This is a genomic window from Enterocloster sp., assembly GCF_057861365.1.
Genome location: NZ_DBMACH010000001.1, coordinates 496,748 through 521,021, shown reverse-complemented (window position 1 = coordinate 521,021; position 24,274 = coordinate 496,748). Strand labels below are relative to the sequence as shown.

The following is a 24,274-nucleotide window of genomic DNA, read 5'->3' as shown; positions in this document are numbered from 1 at the left end:
GATTCTGTGCCATAGGTTTTTCTCCTGTTCTCGTATTGATTATGATTATATATCAAAATCCTTGAGAATAGGGTGTCAACTTTATTTATACACCATCATTTTAAATTCTTTATCTATCAGACCGACCAGAACGGCCAGCCCTTACCCGATCGGGAACCGACACAGAGTTGCACCGGTACGATGAAGGGATGTTTCTTCCCCTCATCCATGCGCCCCAGCCCGGAGCTTATTCCGTTTCTAAAATCTCAGTCACATCAACCCCAAGGGCCTTGGCAACCCTACCGATGGTTCCTGGCCTAACATTTCGACCAGAAATAACTCCATTAAGTGTGGGTCGAGGAATTCCTGCCTTTTTTTGCAAGTCCTCAGTGTTCATACATACTTGTGCCATTGCAATTTCTAGTTTTCTTCTGTCTGCTCTCATCATTTCACCTCTCATTCTCAGTAGAGTTATTACACTCTGTTTTATTGCATTTTAAACGATAGTTTTGACTCTGTCAAGAACAAAAATAAATAGTTTTGACTCTGTTAAAACCTTTCGGATTATGTTATACTGAATTTATTTAATAAATTGTAAGTAAGAGGTTCTTATATGAGTATAGGAGAAAATATCCGATATTTAAGAAAACAAGCCAAACTCACACAAAAGCAACTAGCTCAAATGGTAGGGGTTAATGAAGTTACTATTAGAAGTTATGAAAGAGGAAAGTACGAGCCTAAAACAGATGTATTGTACCGTCTAGTAAAAGTTCTTGATTGTAACATCAACGAACTTTTAGATAAACCAATTATCCCTCCTGACTTTTTGATGGATAATTTTGAAAAACTTGAAGGTACAGAAGGTATAATGATTAAAAAAAATTTTCCATCAGAAGAAAAAGAAGAAATCAAAAAATTATTTTTAAAGCCTACTCAGGAAATTGACAAATCTGTGCCCAAACTATCATCTAAACCACTCGTACAAAAACAAGATATACCAAACAAATATCTTAATGCCTCAAAAGTCAACAAAGGATCTACACATACAATAGCCACAAACTCTAATTTCACTGGTGATTTAATAATAAAAGAAGAGGATGAAAATTTCAAAAAGCGCCTAATTGAAGCACTTGCAAAAATGAATGAAGATGAGTTGAAAGTTCTTGAAAAGTTAGTTACACAATTAAGCAAAAAACAGCCAGAGGAAAATCCTTAGAGCCATAACATCCTAGTGAACCGATATGCTAATCCAAGAATTTCGATATTACAAAAATTTCAAAAATAAATAAAAGGGGGAGAAAATGAGTATTAAAGGCAAATCGCAGGAACTCTTTATTGGGAAAACAGAAATAAATATACGAGATTATCAATGGACATACAAATTGAAGAAGTTCCGTTATGAAGATATTTCCCGTATAGAATACTGCTTCCGTACTATGACAGAAGGGGGATATATGGATTTTCATGATGAATATGGGCATTTTGAACGTTTCTTCTTTCCTCAGAAATCCAATGCTGCTATACAACGGGCTGTTGATTTTATATCTGAGCATTATCCAGATCTTCCCGTAGAAATGCATGATTTGTCAGAAGACCCGTTTTACTCTAAAAATGTTTTTATCGGGGTAGTATCATTGTTTATTTTCTGGCCCGCTGGTTTAGCGTTATACTGGTGTACTGGAAAAAGAACACTAATGGAACGAATAGTTTTTACTAGTGTAATTCTTCTGATACACTTTTTTGCTTTTTGTATCGCCTATTTAAATGCCACTATACAGATTCAAAACGCATTCGACGAAGCTCGCTATTTTATCGATCAAATCAGAACATTAAATTAAAAACTGCCCCTGCGCCAACAGGAACGGTTCAAACAAAGAAAGGACGGTACTTCATGCCATTACCCAAAGAACAGTACACCTCAAAAGACTATTGGGCTCTGCCGGAAGGTTCACGGGCTGAGCTGATTGATGGACAGCTTTACAGCATGGCCCCACCCAGCCGAATCCATCAGGAAATCACATTCCAGTTAGCTCGTAAACTAGCGGATTATATTGATTCAAAAGAAGGAAACTGCAAAGTATATCCCGCCCCCTTTGCTGTAAATCTGGATGCTGATAATAAAAATTGGGTGGAACCGGATATTTCTGTTATCTGTGATCCTGATAAGCTGACTGACCGGGGATGTTCCGGTGCTCCTGATTTTATTGTTGAGGTGGTATCTCCCAGCAGCCGCCGCATGGATTACGCCCATAAAGTTTCCCTTTATCTGGATGCCGGGGTCCGTGAATACTGGATTATAGATCCCTTAAAAAAATATACTACTGTATACCTCAATGAGCAGGATCCGGCAGAGTTTGCCCCCATTATCTTCCCGTTTGAAAGCAGTATAAAGGTCGGGATCTTCTCCGATCTGTCTATCAATATCAGTCAGCTGCTGTGATTGTTGCGACGTCGCAACACCATGGAGTAACAAAACGTTACCCCGTCGAGAAGATCTACACCCTTTCGCAAATGCGGCGCCACTGAATAACAAAACGTTATTGAGCTGTCGTGAAACGCGACACCTTTTTTGCTGAGGTTGCCATATGCCCCTACCGTTTTGGTGCCTGAGGCTGCCAGAACGAAACGTTATAGCCCTGTTCTCCTCCAAGGGTAGGACATTTGTGGGACACCCTTTAGAAAACGAACCAACTCAATTTTGAGCGGGTTGATTCTGAGGGGCAGAGGCCTAAAAGTGGCAGCTGAATTTTCAGCCGAGCGCAATTTTGCGTCCAAGTGCGAAACCTTACCACCAGTAGCAGGCTGAGCGAATCGTTCACCCAGTCGAATCCAGAAATGGACAGAGCTCTATACCTGTACCCCAAAACAAGGGACAGGTATTGCAGATCCCGGAAGTTGGTTCAACCAACCTCCCAAAGGGTATACGGTATTTTACCGCATACTTTAAAGTCGGTATTCCAGACCTTAGACTTTCGGATGGACTAATAGTAACAGCTCAGCTGTCAATACTGTTGACACCCCAAGAGGGTCCAAGATCTGGACACCCGACACATTGACAATATAATATACTTAACCAGGGAGCTGCTGGGGCGTTATGTCAGCCGCCGGACGTTTTTACAGAAGGAGGCTGGTGCTGATGGTTACATACTCCGATTTATTTCAGTTTGTAATTATGCTTTGCGCTGTTATAACTCTTGTGATCTACCTTACACGCAAAAAATAGCGCCCTCGTCCTGGTAAGATAAGGCGCTATTTTTCATAACTCTTTATTTTGCCGGCGGTCAGGTGTACGCTGACCAGCAGCTCTCTTGTTAAGTATATTATATGCTAATCATACTTATTTGTCAATTTTGTTCTTCCTTCCATCCATGCGCCCCAGCCCGGCAGAGGATCAGGAGGAACCGCATTGAAACACCATTACAACGTATACAGGGGGCCTCTGCCCTTTTGTAGAACTATTACGCTGTCTTTGCCGTCCTGTGCGGCTCTCCCGATCAGAAAGGAGCAACGCACATGACAAACGCAAAGAAAAAGAACACTCTTCCATCTGGAAACTGCCGGATACAGGTATACGATTATACAGACCTGGACGGGAAGAAACATTACAAGAGCTTTACAGCTCCCACTAAGAAGCTGGCGAAAATGGCCGCTGCTGAATGGAAGGCAGCCAAGGAACAGAACCGCATCACACCGGACAATCTAACGGTATATGATGCCGCAGGGCGCTATATCGCAGCCAAAAAGGGCGCTCTTTCCCCTTCAACCATAGTCGGGTATGAAAAGATACGCCGGAACTATTTGAAAGGCCAGATAGGCATGACACGGCTTCCGGAGATAGACAGCGCAACTGTACAAATATGGATCAGTGAATTATCCGCCTGCTTAAGCCCCAAGAGCGTAAGAAATGCTTACGGCCTTCTTTCCGCTGTTCTGGATATGTTTTCCCCAGGTACCCAGCTGCACATCAAACTGCCAGCCGCTAAAAAGCCGGCCCTGTACTGTCCAAATGATACGGATATAAAAAAGCTTCTTGCCAGTATCCAAGGGACCGATCTGGAGCTTGCTGTACTGCTGGCAGCCTTTGGGCCGCTTAGACGGGGTGAGATCTCTGCTCTCGATTCAGATCACATCCGGGGGAATACCGTGACAGTAGAGTTTTCTATGGTTCTGGACGAAAACAAAAGCTGGGTTATCAAGCAGCCTAAAACTTCCGGAGGATACCGCACCATTGAAATGCCGCCCTTTGTCATTGAACGCCTGAAACAGAAAAAAGGCCGGGTGGTAAACCTTACCCCGAACCAGATCACACAGCAGTTTGGGCGCAGGCTTAAACAGCTTGATGTACCTCACTTCCGCTTTCACGACCTCAGACACTATGCCGCCTCGATCATGCACGTTATCGGCATACCGGATCAGTACATACTACAGCGGGGCGGCTGGGCTTCTGATAACGTAATGAAAGCCGTATACCGGAATGTGATTGATCTGGAGACAGCCCGGCAAAACAGGAAGATCAACGAGCATTTTAAACAGTTCAAAATTATGTAAGTATCACACGAAATATCACACGCGGCCCGGAAATGCTGATAAATACTAGGGTTTTTTAGGGGTTCGATTCCCCTCAGCTCCACTTTTTAAAAACCGCGTAAATGCTGGGAAAGCCAGTGTTTATGCGGTTTTTTCGTAGCCCGTTTTCCAGATCTGCCAAGGTTTTATCCTGCATTTCAGACCTCTCACAATTTCCATTCACAAACTTCTTACACTCTGTTCATAATTCTGTTACAGATTGATCAAACTCTCTTCATGTTTGCTTTCTATACTGAACATTGTAAAGAGTTAATGCTATTAAACTTTTTTTCATAATACTCGGCCGGCTGAAAAGAATTCAGCCGGCCTCCTCCTTTTTTAACAAAATGAATTTTCTGAATATTGTCTTTATTTTTATCAATTAAACATCTTTATTTTTTTTACAAAAAACACTGGACAAATCGAAAAACTCATGGTAGACTATACGAGTTCTCAGCGATGAGGATACAGTATTAATAAGGCCTGATGGTCAAGCGGTCAAGACGACGCCCTCTCACGGCGTAAACCCGGGTTCGATTCCCGGTCAGGTCATTTGAAAGTGTTTTATAATTATACTTTCGTATTTATGTGTCAATTTAATAAGGCCTGATGGTCAAGCGGTCAAGACGACGCCCTCTCACGGCGTAAACCCGGGTTCGATTCCCGGTCAGGTCATTTGAAACAAGCAGTGTAATTTTCTGCTTGTTTTTTTATGTTTTTACCATCTACAGATAAGAGGACGTGAAAAAGGTCAGCGCCTTCAATATTCCCATGCTGTTTCTGTTAAATGCCGTCTTTGGCATGTATGGCCTTGTCTGGTCTCAGTTTACAGCTGATATATTTACAGTAATCCTGTCCTTCCAGGTCTACAGAAAACATTTTAATAAACTGTAAACAAAAACGTACAGCCTTTCGGAGCACAAGCTTCCTGCAGCTGTACGTTTTCATTTGCATAAACTCTTTTCAGATTAATACAGATTCCTCACCTTGAATTCTTTTTCCAATTCTCTGCGCTGATCCTTTTTGGCAATATCCGCTCTCTTATCGTAAAGCTTCTTTCCTCTTGCCAGTCCGATCTCCACCTTTACCAGACTTCCCTTAAAGTATACCTGAAGGGGCATCAGGGTGTATCCTTTTTCGGATATCTTTCCATTCAGCTTCATAATTTCTGATTTATGAAGAAGAAGACGGCGGATCCGCAAAGGATCTTTATTGAAAATATTTCCCTTTTCATAGGGGCTGATATGCATTCCGTAAATGTAAACCTGTCCCTTATCAATCTTTACAAAAGCTTCCTTCACACTGCACTTTCCCATGCGGATCGATTTGACCTCTGTACCGAAAAGCTCAATTCCGGCTTCATATTTATCATCAATAAAATAATCATGGTAGGCTTTTTTATTATTTGCTACCAGCTTAATACGATCGTTCACCTTTTACCTCCCTCTGCCTCTCTTTTGCTCAGACAGATGTTATTATCATACCACAGGCCCACAGTGAAGTAAAGAAATTGTTACAGATCTCGATCCAGCACAAAATCCACCGTTCGAAGCATCCGGTCCGTCCCTGATACGATCACGCGCACCGGCTGTCCCAGCTTGTATGTTTTCTTTTTCAGTTCTCCTGTAAGCTCATATCGGCTCTCATCAAAAATGTAGTAATCATCCCGGAGCTCGCTGATATGAACCATTCCCTCCACCGTGTTGGGAAGCTCCACATAAAAGCCCCAGTTGGAAACGCCGGAGATTACCCCCTCAAAGGTTTCTCCTATATGCTTTGCCATATACTCGCATTTCTTTAATTTCTCCGTTTCCCGCTCTGCTTCCTCTGCACGGCGCTCTAACGCAGATGTCTGGACTGCCACCTGAGGAAGAAGCTGCTCATAATGCGCCTGTCTTTTCTCCTTTAACTCTCCATGGATCGCTTCCTTTATAATGCGGTGGATCTGAAGATCCGGATACCTGCGGATGGGAGAGGTAAAATGGGTATAGTAGCGGGCCGCCAGTCCAAAATGGCCCGAACATTCCGTTGTGTATTTTGCCTGTTTCATGGAACGCAGCGTCAGCCTTGCTAAAAGCGGTTCCTCCGGTGTTCCTTCAATTTTGTCCAAAAGTTTCTGAAGCTCCTTTGGATGGATTTCTCCTTGCTGCATACGGATAAAATAGCCGAAATTATTGATAAAAACACTCAGCTGCTTCATTTTTTCCGGATCCGGCGTATCATGCGTTCGATAAAGAAAGGGTACGGACTGCCAGTAAAAATCCTCTGCCACCGTTTCATTTGCCAACAGCATGAAGTCCTCTATGATCTTTGTAGCTGTATTGCGCTCATAGGGACGAATCTCCAGAGGGCGTCCTTTTTCATCCAGAAAAATTTTACTCTCAGGGAAATCAAAGTCAATAGCCCCTCTTTTCCTGCGCCGTTCTCTCACAATTCCCGAAAGCTCTTCCATCCGTTTAAAAAGCGGCACAAGCTCTGCATGTTCCTCCTGAAGCCCTTCCATTTCTCCAGTCAAAATTCCGTTCACCGCAGTATAGCTCATCCGCCTGTCTACGCAGATTACTGTTTCGCAGATTCTATGGTCTGTCACATTCCCCTGGCCGTCTATCTCCATGATACAGCTTAACGCCAGACGGTTCGTTCCCTCATTTAAGGAGCAGATTCCATTAGAAAGCTTGTGCGGCAGCATAGGGATCACGCGATCCACCAGATACACACTGGTTCCTCTCCGAAGCGCCTCCCGATCCAGAGCGCTGTTCTCCTTTACATAGTGGCTTACATCCGCAATGTGGACTCCCAAAATATAATTACCCTCCGGTGTCCGTCCAAGCGTCACCGCATCGTCCAGATCCTTGGCGTCTTCCCCGTCAATGGTCACAGTCTGAAGCCCGCGAAGATCCAACCGTCCTCTGCAAGGCTCCTTCCACCCGTCATTAGAGACCAGATCATCCAAATAATACGGCATATCCTCACGAAAGCGTTTTCCTTCAGACACTGCTTCTGTCTCCAGCTCATCCGGTATCGCTTTTAATTCCTCCATCACATCCTCAGGAAATGATTCTGCAAGCCCATAGGCCCGCACCAGGGATAAAATATCCGTGCCGGGATCATTGACATGTCCCAGGATCTCTGTAATCCGTCCCTCCGGCTTTCTTCCCGGACCGCCAAAATCTGTAAGCTGCACCACTACCTTATGGCCCGTTACAGCCCCCTGGCTGCAGCCCTGAGGGATAAATATATCCCTGGAAAGCTTCACATTATCAGGCACAACAAAGCCAAAATTTTTACTTTTCTGAAAATATCCTACAACCTCACGGTTTGCGTGCTCCAGCACCCGGATCACTGCCCCTTCCGGACGGCGTCCTTTCTGTCCATCGGATGTGATCACGATCTGCACCCGATCTCCATGCAGGGCAGCCCCGGTCTTGTCCTCTGGAATAAATACATCCCTCTCCATTCCCTCAACTGTAACAAATCCGAATCCTCTGGAATGGCCGCTAAAAAGGCCGTTCACAGAAAAAGTCTCTGATCTGGCATATTTTCCCTTCTTTGAGACTCCGATCACACCATCCTCCACCAGCTTATCAAGGACCTCCTGAAGCTCCTCTCTTCTGGATTTTGGAATATCAAGCAGCATGGCAAGCTCTTTTGCCTTCATAGGCACATATGCTTTGTCATTCATCAGCTCTGTCAGCATTTTCTTTCTCTGTTCCAATTGTTCTTTTTCCATGTATCCTCTTTTCTGTCTATTCATTTAAAAAAACACCCTTCAATGCGATACATGAAAGGGTGTTTTTGTGTCCGTATTATTATCCCTGAACCTTTAAAATAATATTCAGGATCAGCGTGATGATCATAAATACAATAGCGCCGTATCTTGTAAAGTGCTCTAATGCACCCTCCATGGAACGGCCTTTATTTTTGCTCCAATAGCTCTCAGCCATGCCGCCGATAGCGCCGCCCAGTCCATTGGACTTACCCTCCTGCATCAGAATTACGATTGAAATAGCGATGCCAAGGAGTACATATATGATCGATAAAATAACCTGAATCACTGCCATGACCTGTACCTCTTTCCGTTTCCTTATAGTCAAACAAAACTAATATATCATACTTTTTCTGTAAACTCAAGGCTTTTCTTGCGGTTTTACCCGAAAAGACCGCCTTATATCCCGAAAAAGCTATGGAAGAATCTTAGCGCCGTCTTCTCCTACCGAATATCCATCTGGCGTTGTACAAGATACCAGCATAGCTCCTGATTCGCTGCAGAAATAGGATTTTCCGTTCCAGTCAATCCATCCTGTTTTCATATAGCCTTCACTGTCAAAAAAGTACCAGTCTGAATCGATCATCTGCCAGCACTCCTTCGGCCAGGAGCCGTCCCTGTTTTCATACCACCAACCGCGCTCATTCTGCTTCCAGTTTCCCTTCCACTCAGATAAATCCTCCTCTGTCACCTCAAACCATGGAGATTCTTCCCAATCGCCCAGATTGTCCCTGATATCAACGGCTCTTACTTTAAAATAATAATTTCCTGCCTTGGGAATCTGCTCTGCAAAATCAAAGCTGTTTTCTGTCACCGTATGAACCGAGCCCACGCCATCCTCCGTGGAGCTTCCTCCCCGGCCCCGGCACAGACGCACCTTATATTTTTTTGCGATCCCATTCTGATCCCAGTGAGCAATGGCATTGTCCTCATCCCAGATAAGTCCTGATACCTCCAGATCCTCATCCTCTTCATCCAGCTTGTCAAGCGTTACCACCAGACGCATCATTTCCCTATCATACTTGGTAGAGCTTGAAACATACTTTACATCATCCCCCGTAAAGGTAAACGCACTTTTTCCTGATTTTTTAAAATAACAGTCGCTGTCTGCCTCCAGCCATATTTCCACTTTGGGGCGAACGCCTCCTGCCCAGTATTCCTGCTCATTGACAAAATCTGCGCTTTCCACGGAGCAGCTTCCATCTTCTACCGATACATCGATGTACGCCTCTGAGTCTCCCGCCTGAATATCCGCGCTGAAATTCAGCGTAATGCGGCCTACCGGCGTCCTCTCCTCTTTCGCCGATGCCGGAACAGCAAGAAGACAGGATAATACTGCTGCCATAAAAATCCCTTTCCACAGTCTATGCACGTTTACTGCTTTCATTGTGTTTTCCCCTTTCCATTTCTTATGTATTTTTGCTTTTCTAAGTATATCATAATCCACTCATTTAAGCTACCTTAACCCATTTCATCAAAAACCGAAGAGTTCTTTCAATCATAACGCATTTTTGTTTTGCCATTTTCTCATATTGACAAATCCTATCTTTCCCGCGTATAATGAGGCCATAAAACAGGAGCACGACTGTTTGCAGCTATCAACCCGGACGAAAGGAGGATTTACTATGAATGCAGCTATAAACAATGATACAGCAGTCAAATTTCTCAGAGGTTCTAAACTCCATATCTGATTGGATATTTCTGTATTCACAGGCAAAGTCCATTCCAAATATTTCCAGTTTCCCGCCTCTGAGCCTAACCGTTTATGAGGTGTTTTTTTGCGCCCTTTTTCAGGCAAAACACCCTTACAGAGAAAGGAATACAATGAAAACAGTAACTGGAATCTATACATCCGCTATCATTTATCACACAAATAACCCCAAAACCTCCATTGAGCCATATGCTTTGGCCCAGATCCAGATGCTCTGTGACAATCCAGCCTTTGAAGGCAGCAAGATCCGCATCATGCCGGATGTCCATCCCGGAAAGGCAGGCACCATCGGTTTTACTGCCACTGTCGGAAAACAGATCTTGCCGCAAACGGTAGGAATTGATATCGGCTGCGGAATTACCATGGCCAGACTGTCCGGCAAAGTCCGAACGGATCATTTTCCCAAGCTCGACTCACTCATCCGGGAACAGATTCCCTCTGGCTCACAAATCCGCAGAACACTCCACCGATACGCAGATCACTTCCATCCGGAAGCCTTCTGCTGCAAAAACAGCATCAATGAGGTAAAAGCCGTTTTAAGTCTGGGAAGTCTGGGCGGAGGAAACCATTTTATTGAACTGGATCAGGATGAAAATGGCTGTTTTTACGTTATCATTCATTCTGGAAGCCGCTGTCTCGGAAAGAATATTTTCGATCATTATATGAAAAAAGGCCAGAAATACTTAAAAAAACAGGGCCTTCACGTTCCATATGAGCTCACATGGCTGGAAGGCGGTTTAAAAGAGCAGTATTTAAATGATCTTGAACTGACACAGCAGTTTGCCGCACTGAACCGGAAAGCTATTCTGGATGAACTTCTCCGCGGAATGAAGTGGAAAGCGGATACGGTCATTTCCTGCCAGCATAACTATGTGGATCAGACCCAAAATCCCCCCATCCTGCGCAAAGGCGCCATTTCGGCCCAAAAAGATGAACCTGTTATTATTCCCATTCATATGAAAGACGGGGTTATTCTCGGAAAAGGTCTGGGAAATCCTGACTGGAACTGTTCCGCCCCTCACGGCGCAGGGCGGATCATGAAAAGAGTAGATGTGGGAAAACACTGGACTCTTTCTGATTACAAAAAAGAAATGAAAGGGATCTATTCCCCCAGCATCTCCAGGAGGACATTAGATGAAGCCCCCTTTGCCTACCGGTCTCTGGAGGAAATCCGTTCGGCGGCGGCTGATGCCGTATCCATAGAAAAAATCCTGCGCCCGGTATACAACTTCAAAGCAGGAGAGGAGGCGTAAAAATGGCTAAGTACAGAGAAATCCCCTGTAAGTATTATGAAGCGTTTGGCCTCTGCCAAAAAGGGCGGAACGCCTGCCACAAAACCTACTGCCAGCACTGCGGCAAATATGTTCCCCGGGCAAAGGTTCGCTGTATCAACAAAAAGAAGGAATTTCGCTTTCATTCCCCCATCTCATGATACAGCTGAAAAAAATCATCGGAGGTGCACTCTTCTCCCTGTGAAAAGTCCACGCCCTCCCAAATCCCGTTTTTCAGGCGGATCGGATGGTTCTGAATAAACGGCGTATAAATCTGGTCAAAGGCTCTGGCTTTTTTTTCTTCCAAAAGCCGGAGCTTTCTGGCAGCTGTAGCTTCCTCATCATAGGCCGATATGCATTTTTGAATATAAAATTTCCCTTCCCAGGAAATAATTTCGCTGATCTGATCCTGTTCCAGAGAAAAAGCCGTCTCCTCCAAAGCATTTAATGTATCGCTCCACTCCAGCTGAAACTCGACCTGGCTGCCGCCCGACTCTTTTTCAGCGATAGAAGCAAAATCAGCTTTTGGCTCATTGACCTTTTTCCACAGCGTCTCCGCCTTTTCTTCTGTATCTGTTTCAATCTGCAGAATCCGGATCACTTTTGCCTCTGCGTCACTTACCTCCAGCGCTTTTTCATCTGTCAGCTGAGATACGGTTTTATCCGCCAGATAATATTTGCTGTATAAATCGTAGATTTCATCCTTGGATACCTTCATATAATCCAGATCCTCCGGTGTAAGGGATGAAAAATAGGTATCCGTCAGACTCTGCACCTGCGTCTTTTCCTGATTGGTAAGCTCAACCCCTTTTTCTTCTGCCAAAAGATTTATGGCTGCCAGTTCTGTCAAAAACTGCTCCATCTGGCCTTTTAAAAGGGATTCAAAGGTGGTTCCCGATCCATCAGCCGCAACAGACCAGAGCTGTCCGGTGTAGATGTTCTGATAGCGGTTGCGCTCCGTCGCCGCAACAGTCATGATCTGCCCCGGCGTGTACTCTGCTGCAGAACCCTTTGCGTTCTGATAGGATGCCGTCTGTCCGCAGGCCGCCAGACATCCCGCTGAAAACGCGATCAGAAATCCCTGCTTTAAAGGCCGGAACCATTTTCTTTTTTTATCCTTCCTTCTCTGGTCCAATGAAGTCTCCTTTCCAGTCGTACATTCTACAGAAGATATTTAAGAATTTTCAAAACTCCGTCATTTACATTGCTATCCGCCTGAAATCTGGCAGCCCGGCGCACTTCCTCTCTGGCATTTGCCACAGCAAAGCTGTAGTATGCCTGATCAAGCATCTCAAGATCATTGAGCTGATCGCCAAACGCCATTGTTTCTTCCGGGCGGATATCCAGACTCTCCTGAATGGTTTTTACAGCATTTCCCTTATTTACCCCCAAAGCCATGCAGTCCATCCACATATCTCCGGCACAGGCAAGCTTAAGCTCTGTTCCAAATTCATCAAACACAAAACGGGTGGCCTCCTCGATGCCGTCCGGCTTGTAAATAGATATTTTTACAGGGGGCTCCTCAAGATCTAATAAATCTTCCACCCGGTTCAGCTTAAATTTATACCCATCAACAAGCCAGCGCACAAGGTCTTCATTTTTTGAATCCACATAATCTCCTCCGGCACAGGCATAAACAAGTTCAAGCTCCGGATGACGGCGGACGGAGCGGATCACCCGTTCTGCCAGTTTCTTATCAATCGTATAGGTATAAAGACTGCGGCCATGGCAGCCAATATAGGAACCGTTATTGGAAATATAAAAAATCTTTTTCTTTACCGGGTCAAAGGTATGCTCTACACTGGACCAGGGCCGTCCGCTGGCTATGGCAAACTGAATCCCCTTTTCTCTCAGTTTCAGGATCACCTCAAACAGTTCCGGATTGATATCGGCAGATCCGTCCTCTACCAGTGTTCCATCTACATCGGATACTATAAGTTTAATCATCCTGTGTTCCTCCATTTTCTGTCAAAAGTGTGTTCATCTCATGGACCAGACGCCCTAAAGGCAGTCCTACCACATTGGTATAATCTCCCTGTATCCCCTTTATATAGGCCGCAAAACTGCCCTGTATCCCATATGCGCCTGCCTTATCAAGCGGCTCCCCGCTCTGTGCATATGTAGAAATTTCATCCTCTGTCATGGGCCAGAGTTCTACATTTGTGCGCTCCGCAAAGGATGTTCCGTGCAGTTCTCCATTCTCCATACACAGGATTACCGTAACACCGGTATAAACCTGATGTTCCCGGCCCTGAAGCTTCTGTATCATTTCGACAGCCCTCTCCGGGGTCTGAGGCTTTCCAAGAATTTTCTCATCCAGGACAACCACTGTATCGGCTCCAATGACTAAGGTTCCAGACTCACAGCCTGCGGCAATATCCTGCGCCTTTACAGCGGCCAGTTCCATCACCAGCTCCTCCGGCGTCTCAGCCTGGGACTTTTCCTCCTGCACGCTGGGCCTGATCCGGGCTTTGATCCCAATCTGTTCCAAAAGTTCCTTTCTTCTGGGAGAACCGGAAGCTAAAACCACCGGATGACCCTTAAAATATTCTGTCATTTTCATTTCTATTCTCCTGCTCTTATCTGTAAATATGGGAATATGCCTGTACGCGGGAAAATACCTACGACGCAAAAGGGGCCATGGCAAAAGCCACGGTCCGCATCTGCTGGTTCATATGAATGTAAGGGGCTGCTGATGATTTCTCAATAATAGGAATCCAGAAGCAGAGACAGGCCAATTCCCAAAATCGCTCCGGCCAGAACCTGAAGGGGCGTATGGCCCACATACTCCTTAAGTTTCTCCTGAAGAACCTCCGCATTGAGCTTCAGAGGATTTTCCATCAAAATGGAATTTAAAAGCTTTGCCTGTTTTCCCGTCTCTCTGCGCACTCCGATGGCATCATACATGACGACCATGGCCAGAACAAAGGATACGGCAAATTCAAAGGAGCCAGCGCCGTATTCCAGCGCCGCAGCCGTCGTCAATGCACAGACCGTAGCTGAATGGGAGCTTGGCATACCGCCCGATCCCACCAGACGTTCCGCATTAAAGCTTTTGTTTAAAGCGCAGTCGATGAGCGTCTTTAAAACCTGGGCTACTGTCCAGCCTACTACGGCACTTACAAGGATCTGATTGCCAAGCATATCGTTCCAAACATTCATAGTGTAGTTTCTTTCCCCTTTCTTCGGGTATTTATCTGTTTAAATGCAGTGTCTCTCAGCCGATCAGCCAGTCATAAAGCTCCTGATATTTAGCTGCTGAGGTCTTCCATGAAAAGTCTGCCGCCATGGCACGGTCGATTATCTTGTTCCACTCCCGGCGTCTGCTGTAATATACATACTTGGCATAGCGTATGCTGCCTAGCATCTCATGCGCATTGTAATTGGCAAAGGAAAATCCCGTTCCAGTACTCTCATATTCATTATATGGCTGAACCGTATCCTTCAAACCGCCGGTTTCCCGGACAATGGGTACCGTTCCGTAGCGCAGGGCCATAAGCTGGCTTAAACCGCAGGGTTCAAACAGGGACGGCATCAGGAATGCGTCACAGGCTGCATAAATCTTGTGAGACATGGCCTCAGAATAATAGATCTGGGCGGAAACCCTGTCGTGATACTTCCAGTCATAGTGACGGAACATATTTTCATAGCGTTCATCACCCGTTCCAAGAACCACCAGCTGCATGTCGTCACTGCAAAGCTCATCCATCACACACTGGATCAGATCCAGGCCCTTCTGGTCTGTAAGACGGGATACAATACCCACCATAAACTTCTTCTCATCCACAGGAAGTCCCAGCTCCTGCTGGAGCGCCTTTTTGTTTTTCGCCTTTTCCTTGCGGAAATTCTTTGCATTATATTTCTGGGCGATAAAAGGATCGGTCTCCGGATCAAAATCATCATAATCAATTCCGTTTACGATTCCCCGAAGACTGTTGGCCCTGGCCCGCATCAGGCCATCCAGGCCTTCTCCGTAAAACGGCATCTTGATCTCCTCTGCGTATGTATTGCTTACCGTGGTAATGGCATCCGCATATACAATACCGCCCTTTAACAGATTGCCGTCCTTATAGGCCTCCAGCTTATCTGGAGCAAAATAGTAATCTGGAAGCTCTGTAAAACGCTTGATGGTCTTTACATCCCACACCCCCTGGAACTTTAAGTTGTGGATGGTGATAACAGACTTCATATTGCGGAAGAAATCACCTCCCCGGAAAGTATCCTTTAATAGTACAGGAATCAGGCCTGTCTGCCAGTCATGGCAGTGGACCACATCCGGCTGGAAGCCGATCACAGGCAGGGCAGAAAGAGCAGCCCTGCAGAAAAAGCAGAACTTTTCCAGATCCCAGTACCAATCGCCATATGGCTTTTCTCCGTTAAAATAGCTTTCATTATCAATAAAATAAAATGTGATCCCCTCATGGACATACTGTAAAATTCCTACATAACGGCTCTGTCCCAGATAATCCATGTAAAAATGATCCACATACTGCATCCTGTCTCTCCACTCCTGCTTGATGCACAGATATTTGGGAATCATGACTCTTACGTCAAAATAATCCTTATCAAAACATTTTGGCAGAGAACCTACTACATCTGCCAGTCCCCCGGTTTTAATAAATGGTACTGCTTCAGAAGCTGCAAATAAAATCTTCTTCATCCAAACCCTCCCTCTCCTGACGTATCCAGGCGGCGTTTTGCCTTACCATATAGTATAGCGTACTTTTTCAAAATTAGGAAGCTGTTTTCTTAGGATTTGTCTTAAATTTTTTTGTATTCCAGGAATATTTTATCAGAAATCAGAGCAATGAATTCAGAATTGGTAGGCTTTCCTTTTCCCGTACTGATGGTGTATCCAAACAGCTCATCAATCGTTTCCATTTTACCTCTTCCCCAGGCCACTTCAATCGCATGGCGGATCGCGCGCTCTACGCGGCTGGCTGTAGTCTGATTTTTCTTGGCAATCGCTGGATAAAGAATTTTTGTAACAGAACCCATCATTTCCTGATCCTTTACAACCATAATGATCGCATCTCTTAAATACTGGTAGCCCTTGATGTGGGCGGGAATTCCCAGTTCATGAAGCATCTTTGTGATATCTGCTTCCAGATGTTCTTCCATATACTCTTCCTTTGTAACCGCAGGCTCTTCCATCACAGCCGGCCTTGGCACTTCCATCATCTTTCCTGCCGTGATCCGGCGCGGAAGATGGCCTGCGTGACGGATCTTCCTCATGAGGATATCCCGGTCAAAGGGCTTCATCAGATAATAATTTACTCCGGCCTGAAACGCTTCCTCCGTAACCAGCTCACTTCCGGCAGCACTGAGCATGATAAAAACAGGATGCTTGCGAAACGTGTCTCTGTGATTGAATTTCTCAACAATTGTAATCCCGTCTACTTTTGGCATAACCATATCCAGAAGCACAATATCTGGTGTAGTGTCCTTTATCATATCAATGGCATCCTCTCCATTGTCAGCTTTTCCAATGACCGTCAGCCCGTCCTCGGCATTGATCATCTCATCCAAAGTACTTAATACCATGGGATTATCATCCACAATTACCACGTTTAATTGTTCCTGCTTTTCCATTTTTCCTCCTTATTACATCAGGACCGGGAGTATTATCCCCCCCTTGTCCAAACTAGCACAAAGGAGCCGCCCATTTACGGCCCCTTTGTCTTTAAAAGTAACATTTTATATTATACCGTTACTTATTGTCATTTGACAATATATGGTAATCGCAAATTTAGACACAAAATTTCGACTATTTTTAGTGTTTTTCGACTATTTGTAACCCATCTTTTCATTCTTCCCCATATTTCATCATATCATCTGCCAGTATTCCATAGCCTCTTGATGGATCCTGGACAAACACATGTGTTACAGCTCCGGCCAGTTTTCCATTCTGAAGAATGGGAGTACCGGAAAGTCCCTGGACAATACCGCCTGTAAGCGAAAGAAGCTCTGGATCTGTTACCTTAAGAACCATTGCCTTATTTCGTTTGGACGGGCTTTGATCCACCTTCTGTATTTCTACTGTATAGTCCTTTACTTCACCCGAAACAGCCGTTCGGATGACTGCCGGCCCCGGCTTTACCTCCTGACATCTGGCGACCTCCATCGGTTCTCCCTGGATCTGCTTTTTAAGCTGCTGATCGACCATTCCAAAAATACCGTCCTCCGTATTAGCGGTAATCTCTCCCCTGCAGGACTGCGGACCATAGTAGATCACCCCCGAAAGAAGCCCCGGCTTTCCCGCCTCTCCCTTTTCCACTCCCATAATCTTAGCTGTGTAGAGAGCGCCTGTCTCTATTTCCACCAGTTCTCCCGTATCACTGTCGCTTATCCCATGGCCCAGGGCTCCGAAATGTCCGTTGGGATCCACATAAGTGATAGTACCGATCCCCTGGGTATCATCCCTGACCCAGGCCCCCAGCTTATAGCTTCCGTCCTCTCCCTTTACCGGAGACAGGGCTACCTCCATGTTTTCTCCTCTGCGCCGTATGGTAAGACTTGCTTCTCCCCCGTTCCACTTCCCCACTTCCCTGACCAGATCCTCCTTGGTTGACAGCGGCGTTCCGTTAAACGTTTCAATGTAATCCCCTGATTTTAATTTGCCGAAAGCCGGCTCGGTTTCCCGGCCGTCTTCCCTGGTAATCCGTCCGGTTCCTACCACCATGACTCCCTGAGATTTCAGATAGATTCCTATGGGACTTCCGCAGGGTATGGCATACCTGGTATCCACTACATCCACCTGTATTTCTTTCAGCTTGATCAGCCCCAGAAGCTTCAGATTCATCTGATAACTTCCCTTTTTTCCCGCAAAAACATGAAATGGCTCGCTGCTGTTTACAGTGATCTCATCCCCCGGAATATTGCTTTCATTTCCCAGGGATACCTCTGCGCTTTCGCTGGAAAGCGTAGCCCGCCAGGGCAGAGAAAATGAAAATTCCTCTTTCTGGTTTTCAAGCATACTGATCTGATCGGGTACTGCCCGGTATGCAAGATGCCACACAAAGACCCCTCCGGCTATGGCTGACAGCCAGAACCCCAGGGCCAGCTTCCGGTAAAATCCCCCTGTTCTCCTCATCATATGCCCTGCCTCCTTTTCTAATGATCCTGTCATTAGTATGAGTCTGCATGGCATATTTCAATCTGGTTTTATCTTTCCATCCATGGCTTTTTTGTCTGGTCTGCCAAATCCTTCATTTCGTGTGCATTTTTAAGAACTGCCTCTGTGATCTGCGCGCCGCCTAACAATCTGGCAAGCTCTCTTATGCTTTTCTCCCGTCCAAGACGTTCAATGGTGGTAGCAGTGGAACCCTCACTGGCCGATTTAAGTATTTCAAAATGGATATCCGCCATAGCTGCGATCTGAGGCAGGTGGGTGATACAGATCACCTGGTGGCTGCCTGCAATATAAGAAAGCTTTTCTGATACTTTCTGGGCTGTGCGTCCGCTGATGCCTGTATCAATTTCATCAAAAATAAGCGTGGGGATCTCATCTGAATCCGCCAGCACCGTCTTGATCGCCAGCATAATACGAGAGAGCTCGCCTCCGGAAGCCACATCCTTTAAAGGACGCATAGGCTGTCCCGGATTGGTGGAAATAAGAAACTGAACCTCATCCCAGCCATCCGGCGTAAAATGATCCAGCGTTTCAAATTCCATATCAAATTCCACATCCAGGAAATTTAAATCAAGAAGTCCGCTCCGGATCCGTTTTACAAGCTCCACCGATGCTTTTTTACGTATTTCTGATAAGTCTGTACAGAGTCTGCAAAGATGATCCGTGGAAATTTTCAGCTTCTTTTCCGTCTGTTCCCTAAATGCATCATAATTTTCCAGTTCTTCCAGGCGTTTCCTTTTTTCTTCCAGACTGGCCTGGATTGCCAAAACCGAAGCTCCGTATTTGTTTTGGAGGCTGTGGATCTGATCCAGACGCTCCTCCGTCTGTCTCCAGCTTTCCTCATCAAACTCCATACTGCTTATATAAGCTGAAATTTCCCTTCCGGCATCACTTAATATGGCCTCTGCATCATAAAGCTGATCTCTTATGCTCTGCAATGCTTCATCATACTCTGTCACCTGCTCCACCGACCGAAGGGCTCTTGTAACTGCATCTGCCTGAAGGCTGTCATAGGCTTCATTCAGATTTTCAGCAATGCGTCTTGCATGGGAGAAACGGCGGTAACGAGCGGTCAGCTCCTCCTCCTCCCCTTCTTTTATATTGCCCTCTTCAATCTCCTGGATTTCAAAACGCAGGAAGTCCGCTTCTCTGAGTCTGGCGTCATGATCCATCTCAAAGGAGGATAGCCGTTTCTTTAGAATACAGTAATTTTTGTATTCCTCTTCCATCTTCTTTTTTGCCGGTTGGGTTTGAGCCTTGACATAGGCATCCAGGATTTCAAGATGTTTTGATTTATACAGCAGAGACTGATGCTCATGCTGACCGTGAATATCTAAAAGCAAGCCTGTGATCTGTCTCAGCCTTGCTGCCGTAACTGTCTCATCATTGATGCGGCTGATACTGCGTGACGGGGTGATTTTCCTTGAGATGATCACCAGGCCATCCTCGGTAGGTTCTGTATCCAGTTCCCGCAGCGCCCGCAGCCTGTCTTCTCCCTTGACTGAAAAAACGAGCTCTATATAGGCATAATCGGCTCCGTGGCGTATGCTGTCTCTGGAAGCCTTTCCTCCCAGAGCCATACTCACGGAGCCGATTATAATGGATTTACCGGCGCCGGTCTCGCCGGTAAGAATATTTAGGCCCTCGCCAAACTCCACATCTGCTCTTTCAATAAGGGCCAGATTTTTAACGTGCAGCTCTAATAACATATCGATCAGTCCTCCACCATCTTTTTGATCTTTTCCATCACGATGATCGTGTCATCCACACTGCGTACCGCACACATGATGGTGTCATCCCCTGCAATACAGCCTACTACCTCCTGAAAATGGATGGCGTCCAGGGCGGCCGCCACTGCCATTGCCATACCGGCTACGGTCTTGATCACAAGAATGTTCTGTGCCATATCCATGGACATAAAACCATCCTTTAAAATACGGATATATTTGATCGCAGAGGTTCCTCTTGGACTTTCAAGAACCATATACCGTTGTCTTCCGTTTTCTCCCTGAATCTTTGTAAGCTTTAATTCACGGATATCTCTGGAAACAGTCGCCTGAGTCACATTAAAACCAGACTGGTTAAGCTTTTCAGCCAGTTCCTCCTGCGTTTCGATCTCATATTTCCCGATCAGTTCCACAATTTTACTGTGGCGTTCTACCTTCATCTATCTTTCCTCCTTGTTAAGCTCTGCAAAGCGCAGAGCTTTTGTGGCTGTTTCTCAGATTCCGCTTAAATGATCGCTTAAATTCTGCATAAACGACTGCTTTTTCCTTCGGATCATCACTGTCTCCAAAGCGGAACGCTCTGCGATCAGGCAGTCCCCCGTCTCCAGATCTGCCCAGGAATCTCCGTCAAAGGAAACTCTTCCGCTGCTTAATACCCCGATCTGGATCCGATCCTCTGCTGCGAGCACAATGCTTCTCGCATTTAGGGAATGAGGACACACCGGAGTCAGGGCCATCATCCGGCCTGCCGGAGCCATCACTGGCCCACCGGCGGACAGGTTGTAGGCCGTGGAACCGGTGGGCGTTGCCACCAGGACTCCATCTGCGCTGTAATGGTTTAAGTATTCATCATTCACTGATACCTGATACCGGAGTACCCGCAGGGGAACCCGGCTGGTAACAGCGATTTCATTTAGCGCAATATCTTGAAATACGGGTTTTCCCTGATGAAACACTGTTCCCCGTATCATCATTCTCCGCTCCAGCTCAAAACGGTTCTCGATCAAAGAAGCAATGGCTTCTTCAATCTCATCCTGAGAGCTGATCTGGTTTAAAAATCCCAAATGGCCCCGGTTTACTCCCAAAAGAGGGATATTCCTGCCTGCCAGATCTCTGGCCGCCTGGATCAGGGTGCCGTCTCCGCCAATGGTTATCACACATTCTGTATCCTCCGGGACCAACTCAGAAGGCGTATGCTTTCCGTATTTATTATGCTGAGCCAGGGTGAGAAAACGGCACTCAGCCCCTCTTTTTTCCAGGCATTCCCGGATATACGCCCTGGTTTCAGGAACAAACTCTTTCGCCAGATTGGCAATCAAAAAAAATCGTTTCATCTGCCACTTACCGCCATTTCCTATGAACGATCCAGAGTTTGATGTGCGTCAGCTACCACTGCCTTCGGATCGGCAGCCGCTTCCCGGCGCACCGCATACTCTGCCTCCTGATCCTCTGGATGCTTCTGAAGATAGAGCAGGTACTCAATATTTCCTTCCGGCCCCTTGATCGGAGAAAATTCCAGATTCAGGGCCTCAAATCCGATGGAAAGCGCATAATCGATCACCATGTCGATCACTTCCAAATGAACGGCCGGCTCTCGAACAACGCCTTTTTTTCCTACTTTTTCCCTGCCTGCTTCAAACTGCGGTTTAATCAGGCAGACGATCTGCCCATTGTCCTCTAAAAGAGCCTTCACAGGTCCCAAAACCTTAGTAAGTGAAATAAAGGACACATCAATACTTGCAAAGCCAATAGGATCTGCAATATCCTCCGGAGTCACATAGCGGATATTGGTTTTCTCCATGCAGACCACACGCTCATCATTGCGCAGCTTCCAGGCAAGCTGTCCATGGCCCACATCGACAGAATACACCTTCACCGCTCCATTCTGCAGCATACAGTCTGTAAAGCCGCCGGTGGAAGCCCCTACATCCATGCAGATCTTTCCATCCAGGCGGACGCCAAAACGATCCATGGCCTTTTCCAGCTTCAGCCCTCCGCGGCTTACATATTTTAAAGTACTGCCTCTGACCTCAATGGGCGCCGTTTCCTCAAAAGTCGTTCCGGCTTTATCCTCCTTCTGCCCATTTACATACACAATACCGGACATGATCAAGGCCTTTGCCTTTTCCCGTGACTCTGCCAGATTACGCTTTACAAGCAGTACGTCTAATCGTTCTTTCATCTGTATTTCTCCTGTCTTTCATTCAGACGGTCTCTGCCGTTCTTCTCCGTTTTCTTCCCTGTGGATACCGGAAAGCCAGCCCTCTTCCTTCAGTCTTCGGATAATGGAATCGCTGTCAATTCCCAGTCCTTTCCGAAGAAGCGATACATTTCCATGCTCCACATATGCATCCGGAAGAGCAATATTCACAACCTTAACCTCCGGATAATGGCTGTGGATATAGGCAGTCACTGCAAGGCCATATCCGCCCTGAAGCACATTTTCCTCCAGGGTCACAAGCAGACGGTGGTTTTTTGCCAAGCGTTCTGTCAATTCTTTATCAAACGGTTTTACAAAACGGCCGTTTGCCAGGCTGCAGGAATACCCCTCTTCCTTAAGCTTTTCCCTAATATGCTCTGCCGTACTTACCATGCTTCCAACCGCCAGAAGCGCAATATCACTTTCCTCACAGAGCAGCTCTCCCTTTCCGTAGATAATGGGCTGCCTGTATTCCCTAAGCCCCCTGTAAGCGGTTCCTCTGGGATAACGGATCGCAAGGGGTGCATTGTAATCCATGGCAAATTCCATCATAGCGCGCAGCTCCCAGAGATTTTTCGGAGCCATTACCGTCATATTGGGGATGGAGGTCAGATAGGAATAATCAAAGATTCCCTGGTGGGTCTCTCCGTCGCTTCCCACCAGTCCTGCCCGGTCTACGGCAAAAAGGACCGGAAGATTCTGGATACATACGTCATGAAGCACCTGATCGTATCCTCTCTGCAAAAAGGAGGAATAGATTGCCACCACAGGACGCAGGCCCGCAGCCGCCATGCCCGCAGCGCTTGTCACTGCATGAGCCTCCGCAATTCCCACATCAAAAAAGCGGTCCGGAAACTTTTTTCCAAAAGCTGCAAGTCCCGTACCGTCAGGCATAGCCGCTGTCACGGCTACCAGCTTTGGATGGGTTTCCCCAAGCTGGCACAGCTTTCTGGAAAATACCTCTGTATAGGAGGGTTCCTTCTTTTTCCCATTTTCTTTTCCCGTTGCAATATCAAAAGGACCCACACCGTGAAATATGGAAGGATTCTTCTCCGCAGGTTTATATCCCTTTCCCTTTTTTGTGATCACATGGATCAGAACTGCGTGGTCTAATTTCTTAGCCTCTTTAAGAACCTTGCACAGGGCAGGTATATTGTGGCCGTCCACAGGACCCAGGTAGGTGATCCCCATATTTTCAAAAAGCATTCCAGGAATAAACAGCTGCTTAATGCTGTCCTTGGTGCGCTTTAGCTTGTCGATCACCGCATTTCCCACCAACGGTACCCGCTCTAAAGCCTCCACGATATTCTTTTTTAAATCATTGTAGCCGGTTCCGGTTCTGAGTCCGCTTAAATACCTGGACATACCGCCTACATTTTCTGATATAGACATTTCATTATCATTTAAGATAATAATGAAATTCTTTTTCATACGGGCAGCATTATTTAAAGCCTCGTAAGCCATGCCGCCGGTGAGCGCGCCGTCTCCGATCACGGACACCACCCGGTAATCCTCTCCCAACAGATCCCGGCCCTGGGCAATACCAAGGCCGGCAGAAATAGAGGTAGAGCTGTGGCCCGTGTCAAAGGAATCATAGGGGCTTTCCTTTCGTTTAGGAAAACCGCTGATCCCTCCATACTGGCGCAGCTCATCAAACTCAGCCATGCGTCCGCTTAATATCTTATGGGTATAAGACTGATGGCCCACATCCCAGATAATCTTATCCTGAGGCAGATCAAATGTTTTAAACAGAGCAATTGTAAGCTCCACCACGCCTAAATTAGAAGCCAGATGGCCTCCCGTACGGCTGATCTTTTCGATCAGAAAGGTGCGTATCTCTTCTGCCAGAATGGCCAGTTCACGGGATGAAAGCTGCTTTAATTCCTCCGGCCCCTTTATCTGTTCCAATATCATAGGCTCGC

The 24,274-nt window shown here is 46.1% G+C and carries 23 protein-coding genes and 2 tRNA genes; 8 read left to right on the top strand and 17 right to left on the bottom strand.

The features are described 5' to 3' along the window. Positions 1-226: 226 nt before the first annotated feature. Entirely contained in the window at positions 227-427 is a 201-nt protein-coding gene (locus tag ACZM6M_RS02740) for a helix-turn-helix domain-containing protein (protein ID WP_242962975.1), read from the bottom strand. Between the two features lie 165 nt (positions 428-592). On the opposite strand from ACZM6M_RS02740, the gene ACZM6M_RS02735 reads away from it, so the two are divergent. From ACZM6M_RS02735 to ACZM6M_RS02710, 6 genes are all read left to right on the top strand, one after another. After that, the gene (locus ACZM6M_RS02735) at positions 593-1,195 is read left to right on the top strand and encodes a helix-turn-helix transcriptional regulator (protein WP_066546783.1); all 603 of its coding nucleotides are present in this window, start codon (positions 593-595) and stop codon (positions 1,193-1,195) included. Positions 1,196-1,280: 85 nt separating this feature from the next. Beyond that, positions 1,281-1,817 carry a hypothetical protein gene (locus tag ACZM6M_RS02730; protein WP_081422913.1) on the top strand — a complete coding sequence of 179 codons (537 nt, stop codon included), beginning with the start codon at positions 1,281-1,283 and terminating at the stop codon, positions 1,815-1,817. A 53-nt stretch (positions 1,818-1,870) separates the two neighbouring features. Continuing rightward, positions 1,871-2,419 carry a Uma2 family endonuclease gene (locus ACZM6M_RS02725; RefSeq protein WP_066546780.1) on the top strand — a complete coding sequence of 183 codons (549 nt, stop codon included), beginning with the start codon at positions 1,871-1,873 and terminating at the stop codon, positions 2,417-2,419. A gap of 1,073 nt (positions 2,420-3,492) precedes the next feature. Further along, complete coding sequence (locus ACZM6M_RS02720) at positions 3,493-4,527, top strand: site-specific integrase (protein WP_418496615.1); 1,035 nt, start codon at positions 3,493-3,495, stop codon at positions 4,525-4,527. Between the two features lie 498 nt (positions 4,528-5,025). Further along, positions 5,026-5,097, top strand: a tRNA-Glu gene (locus ACZM6M_RS02715). Between the two features lie 51 nt (positions 5,098-5,148). After that, positions 5,149-5,220, top strand: a tRNA-Glu gene (locus ACZM6M_RS02710). Between the two features lie 293 nt (positions 5,221-5,513). Here the strand turns inward: ACZM6M_RS02710 and smpB are convergent. From smpB to ACZM6M_RS02690, 4 genes are all read right to left on the bottom strand, one after another. Further along, complete coding sequence (smpB, locus tag ACZM6M_RS02705; protein ID WP_066546774.1) at positions 5,514-5,978, bottom strand: SsrA-binding protein SmpB; 465 nt, start codon at positions 5,976-5,978, stop codon at positions 5,514-5,516. An 80-nt stretch (positions 5,979-6,058) separates the two neighbouring features. After that, positions 6,059-8,242: a ribonuclease R gene (rnr, locus tag ACZM6M_RS02700; RefSeq protein ID WP_489489622.1), complete on the bottom strand. Its 2,184-nt coding sequence runs from the start codon at positions 8,240-8,242 to the stop codon at positions 6,059-6,061. A gap of 112 nt (positions 8,243-8,354) precedes the next feature. Next, complete coding sequence (gene secG / locus ACZM6M_RS02695; protein ID WP_066546771.1) at positions 8,355-8,606, bottom strand: preprotein translocase subunit SecG; 252 nt, start codon at positions 8,604-8,606, stop codon at positions 8,355-8,357. 120 nt (positions 8,607-8,726) lie between these two features. Beyond that, positions 8,727-9,698: a hypothetical protein gene (locus tag ACZM6M_RS02690; protein WP_418496614.1), complete on the bottom strand. Its 972-nt coding sequence runs from the start codon at positions 9,696-9,698 to the stop codon at positions 8,727-8,729. A 437-nt stretch (positions 9,699-10,135) separates the two neighbouring features. Between ACZM6M_RS02690 and ACZM6M_RS02685 the strand changes: the two genes are divergently transcribed. Continuing rightward, positions 10,136-11,275: an RtcB family protein gene (locus ACZM6M_RS02685; protein ID WP_066546769.1), complete on the top strand. Its 1,140-nt coding sequence runs from the start codon at positions 10,136-10,138 to the stop codon at positions 11,273-11,275. Between the two features lie 2 nt (positions 11,276-11,277). Beyond that, positions 11,278-11,454: a hypothetical protein gene (locus ACZM6M_RS02680; RefSeq protein ID WP_167544869.1), complete on the top strand. Its 177-nt coding sequence runs from the start codon at positions 11,278-11,280 to the stop codon at positions 11,452-11,454. On the opposite strand, the gene ACZM6M_RS02675 is transcribed toward ACZM6M_RS02680, so the two are convergent. The 12 genes from ACZM6M_RS02675 to dxs form a co-directional block, all read right to left on the bottom strand. Then, positions 11,436-12,428: a peptidylprolyl isomerase PrsA gene (locus ACZM6M_RS02675; RefSeq protein WP_296038741.1), complete on the bottom strand. Its 993-nt coding sequence runs from the start codon at positions 12,426-12,428 to the stop codon at positions 11,436-11,438. The two genes, ACZM6M_RS02680 and ACZM6M_RS02675, sit on opposite strands and share 19 nt — an antisense overlap. A 26-nt stretch (positions 12,429-12,454) precedes the next feature. Next, positions 12,455-13,240, bottom strand: a complete 786-nt coding sequence (locus ACZM6M_RS02670) for an HAD family hydrolase (protein WP_066546762.1) — start codon at positions 13,238-13,240, stop codon at positions 12,455-12,457. Further along, positions 13,233-13,856 carry a Maf family protein gene (locus tag ACZM6M_RS02665; protein ID WP_066546760.1) on the bottom strand — a complete coding sequence of 208 codons (624 nt, stop codon included), beginning with the start codon at positions 13,854-13,856 and terminating at the stop codon, positions 13,233-13,235. Before ACZM6M_RS02665 ends, ACZM6M_RS02670 begins: the two co-directional genes overlap by 8 nt. Before the next feature lie 140 nt (positions 13,857-13,996). Beyond that, entirely contained in the window at positions 13,997-14,437 is a 441-nt protein-coding gene (locus ACZM6M_RS02660; RefSeq protein WP_081422999.1) for a divergent PAP2 family protein, read from the bottom strand. Between the two features lie 73 nt (positions 14,438-14,510). Continuing rightward, positions 14,511-15,953: a glycogen synthase GlgA gene (glgA, locus tag ACZM6M_RS02655; RefSeq protein ID WP_066546758.1), complete on the bottom strand. Its 1,443-nt coding sequence runs from the start codon at positions 15,951-15,953 to the stop codon at positions 14,511-14,513. A 101-nt stretch (positions 15,954-16,054) separates the two neighbouring features. Next, entirely contained in the window at positions 16,055-16,885 is an 831-nt protein-coding gene (gene spo0A / locus ACZM6M_RS02650) for a sporulation transcription factor Spo0A (RefSeq protein ID WP_066546756.1), read from the bottom strand. A gap of 214 nt (positions 16,886-17,099) precedes the next feature. Then, a complete protein-coding gene (gene spoIVB / locus ACZM6M_RS02645) occupies positions 17,100-18,386 on the bottom strand; it encodes a SpoIVB peptidase (RefSeq protein ID WP_418496641.1) in 1,287 nt (428 codons plus the stop codon). Between the two features lie 71 nt (positions 18,387-18,457). Beyond that, positions 18,458-20,134 carry a DNA repair protein RecN gene (gene recN / locus ACZM6M_RS02640; protein WP_066546752.1) on the bottom strand — a complete coding sequence of 559 codons (1,677 nt, stop codon included), beginning with the start codon at positions 20,132-20,134 and terminating at the stop codon, positions 18,458-18,460. 5 nt (positions 20,135-20,139) lie between these two features. After that, on the bottom strand, positions 20,140-20,592 hold the full coding sequence (argR, locus tag ACZM6M_RS02635) for an arginine repressor (protein WP_066546748.1): 453 nt from the start codon (positions 20,590-20,592) through the stop codon (positions 20,140-20,142). A gap of 54 nt (positions 20,593-20,646) precedes the next feature. Continuing rightward, positions 20,647-21,486, bottom strand: a complete 840-nt coding sequence (locus ACZM6M_RS02630; RefSeq protein WP_066546742.1) for an NAD(+)/NADH kinase — start codon at positions 21,484-21,486, stop codon at positions 20,647-20,649. Between the two features lie 20 nt (positions 21,487-21,506). After that, a complete protein-coding gene (locus ACZM6M_RS02625) occupies positions 21,507-22,334 on the bottom strand; it encodes a TlyA family RNA methyltransferase (protein ID WP_489489603.1) in 828 nt (275 codons plus the stop codon). An 18-nt stretch (positions 22,335-22,352) separates the two neighbouring features. Next, positions 22,353-24,266 carry a 1-deoxy-D-xylulose-5-phosphate synthase gene (gene dxs, locus ACZM6M_RS02620; RefSeq protein WP_418494350.1) on the bottom strand — a complete coding sequence of 638 codons (1,914 nt, stop codon included), beginning with the start codon at positions 24,264-24,266 and terminating at the stop codon, positions 22,353-22,355. Positions 24,267-24,274: the final 8 nt, after the last annotated feature.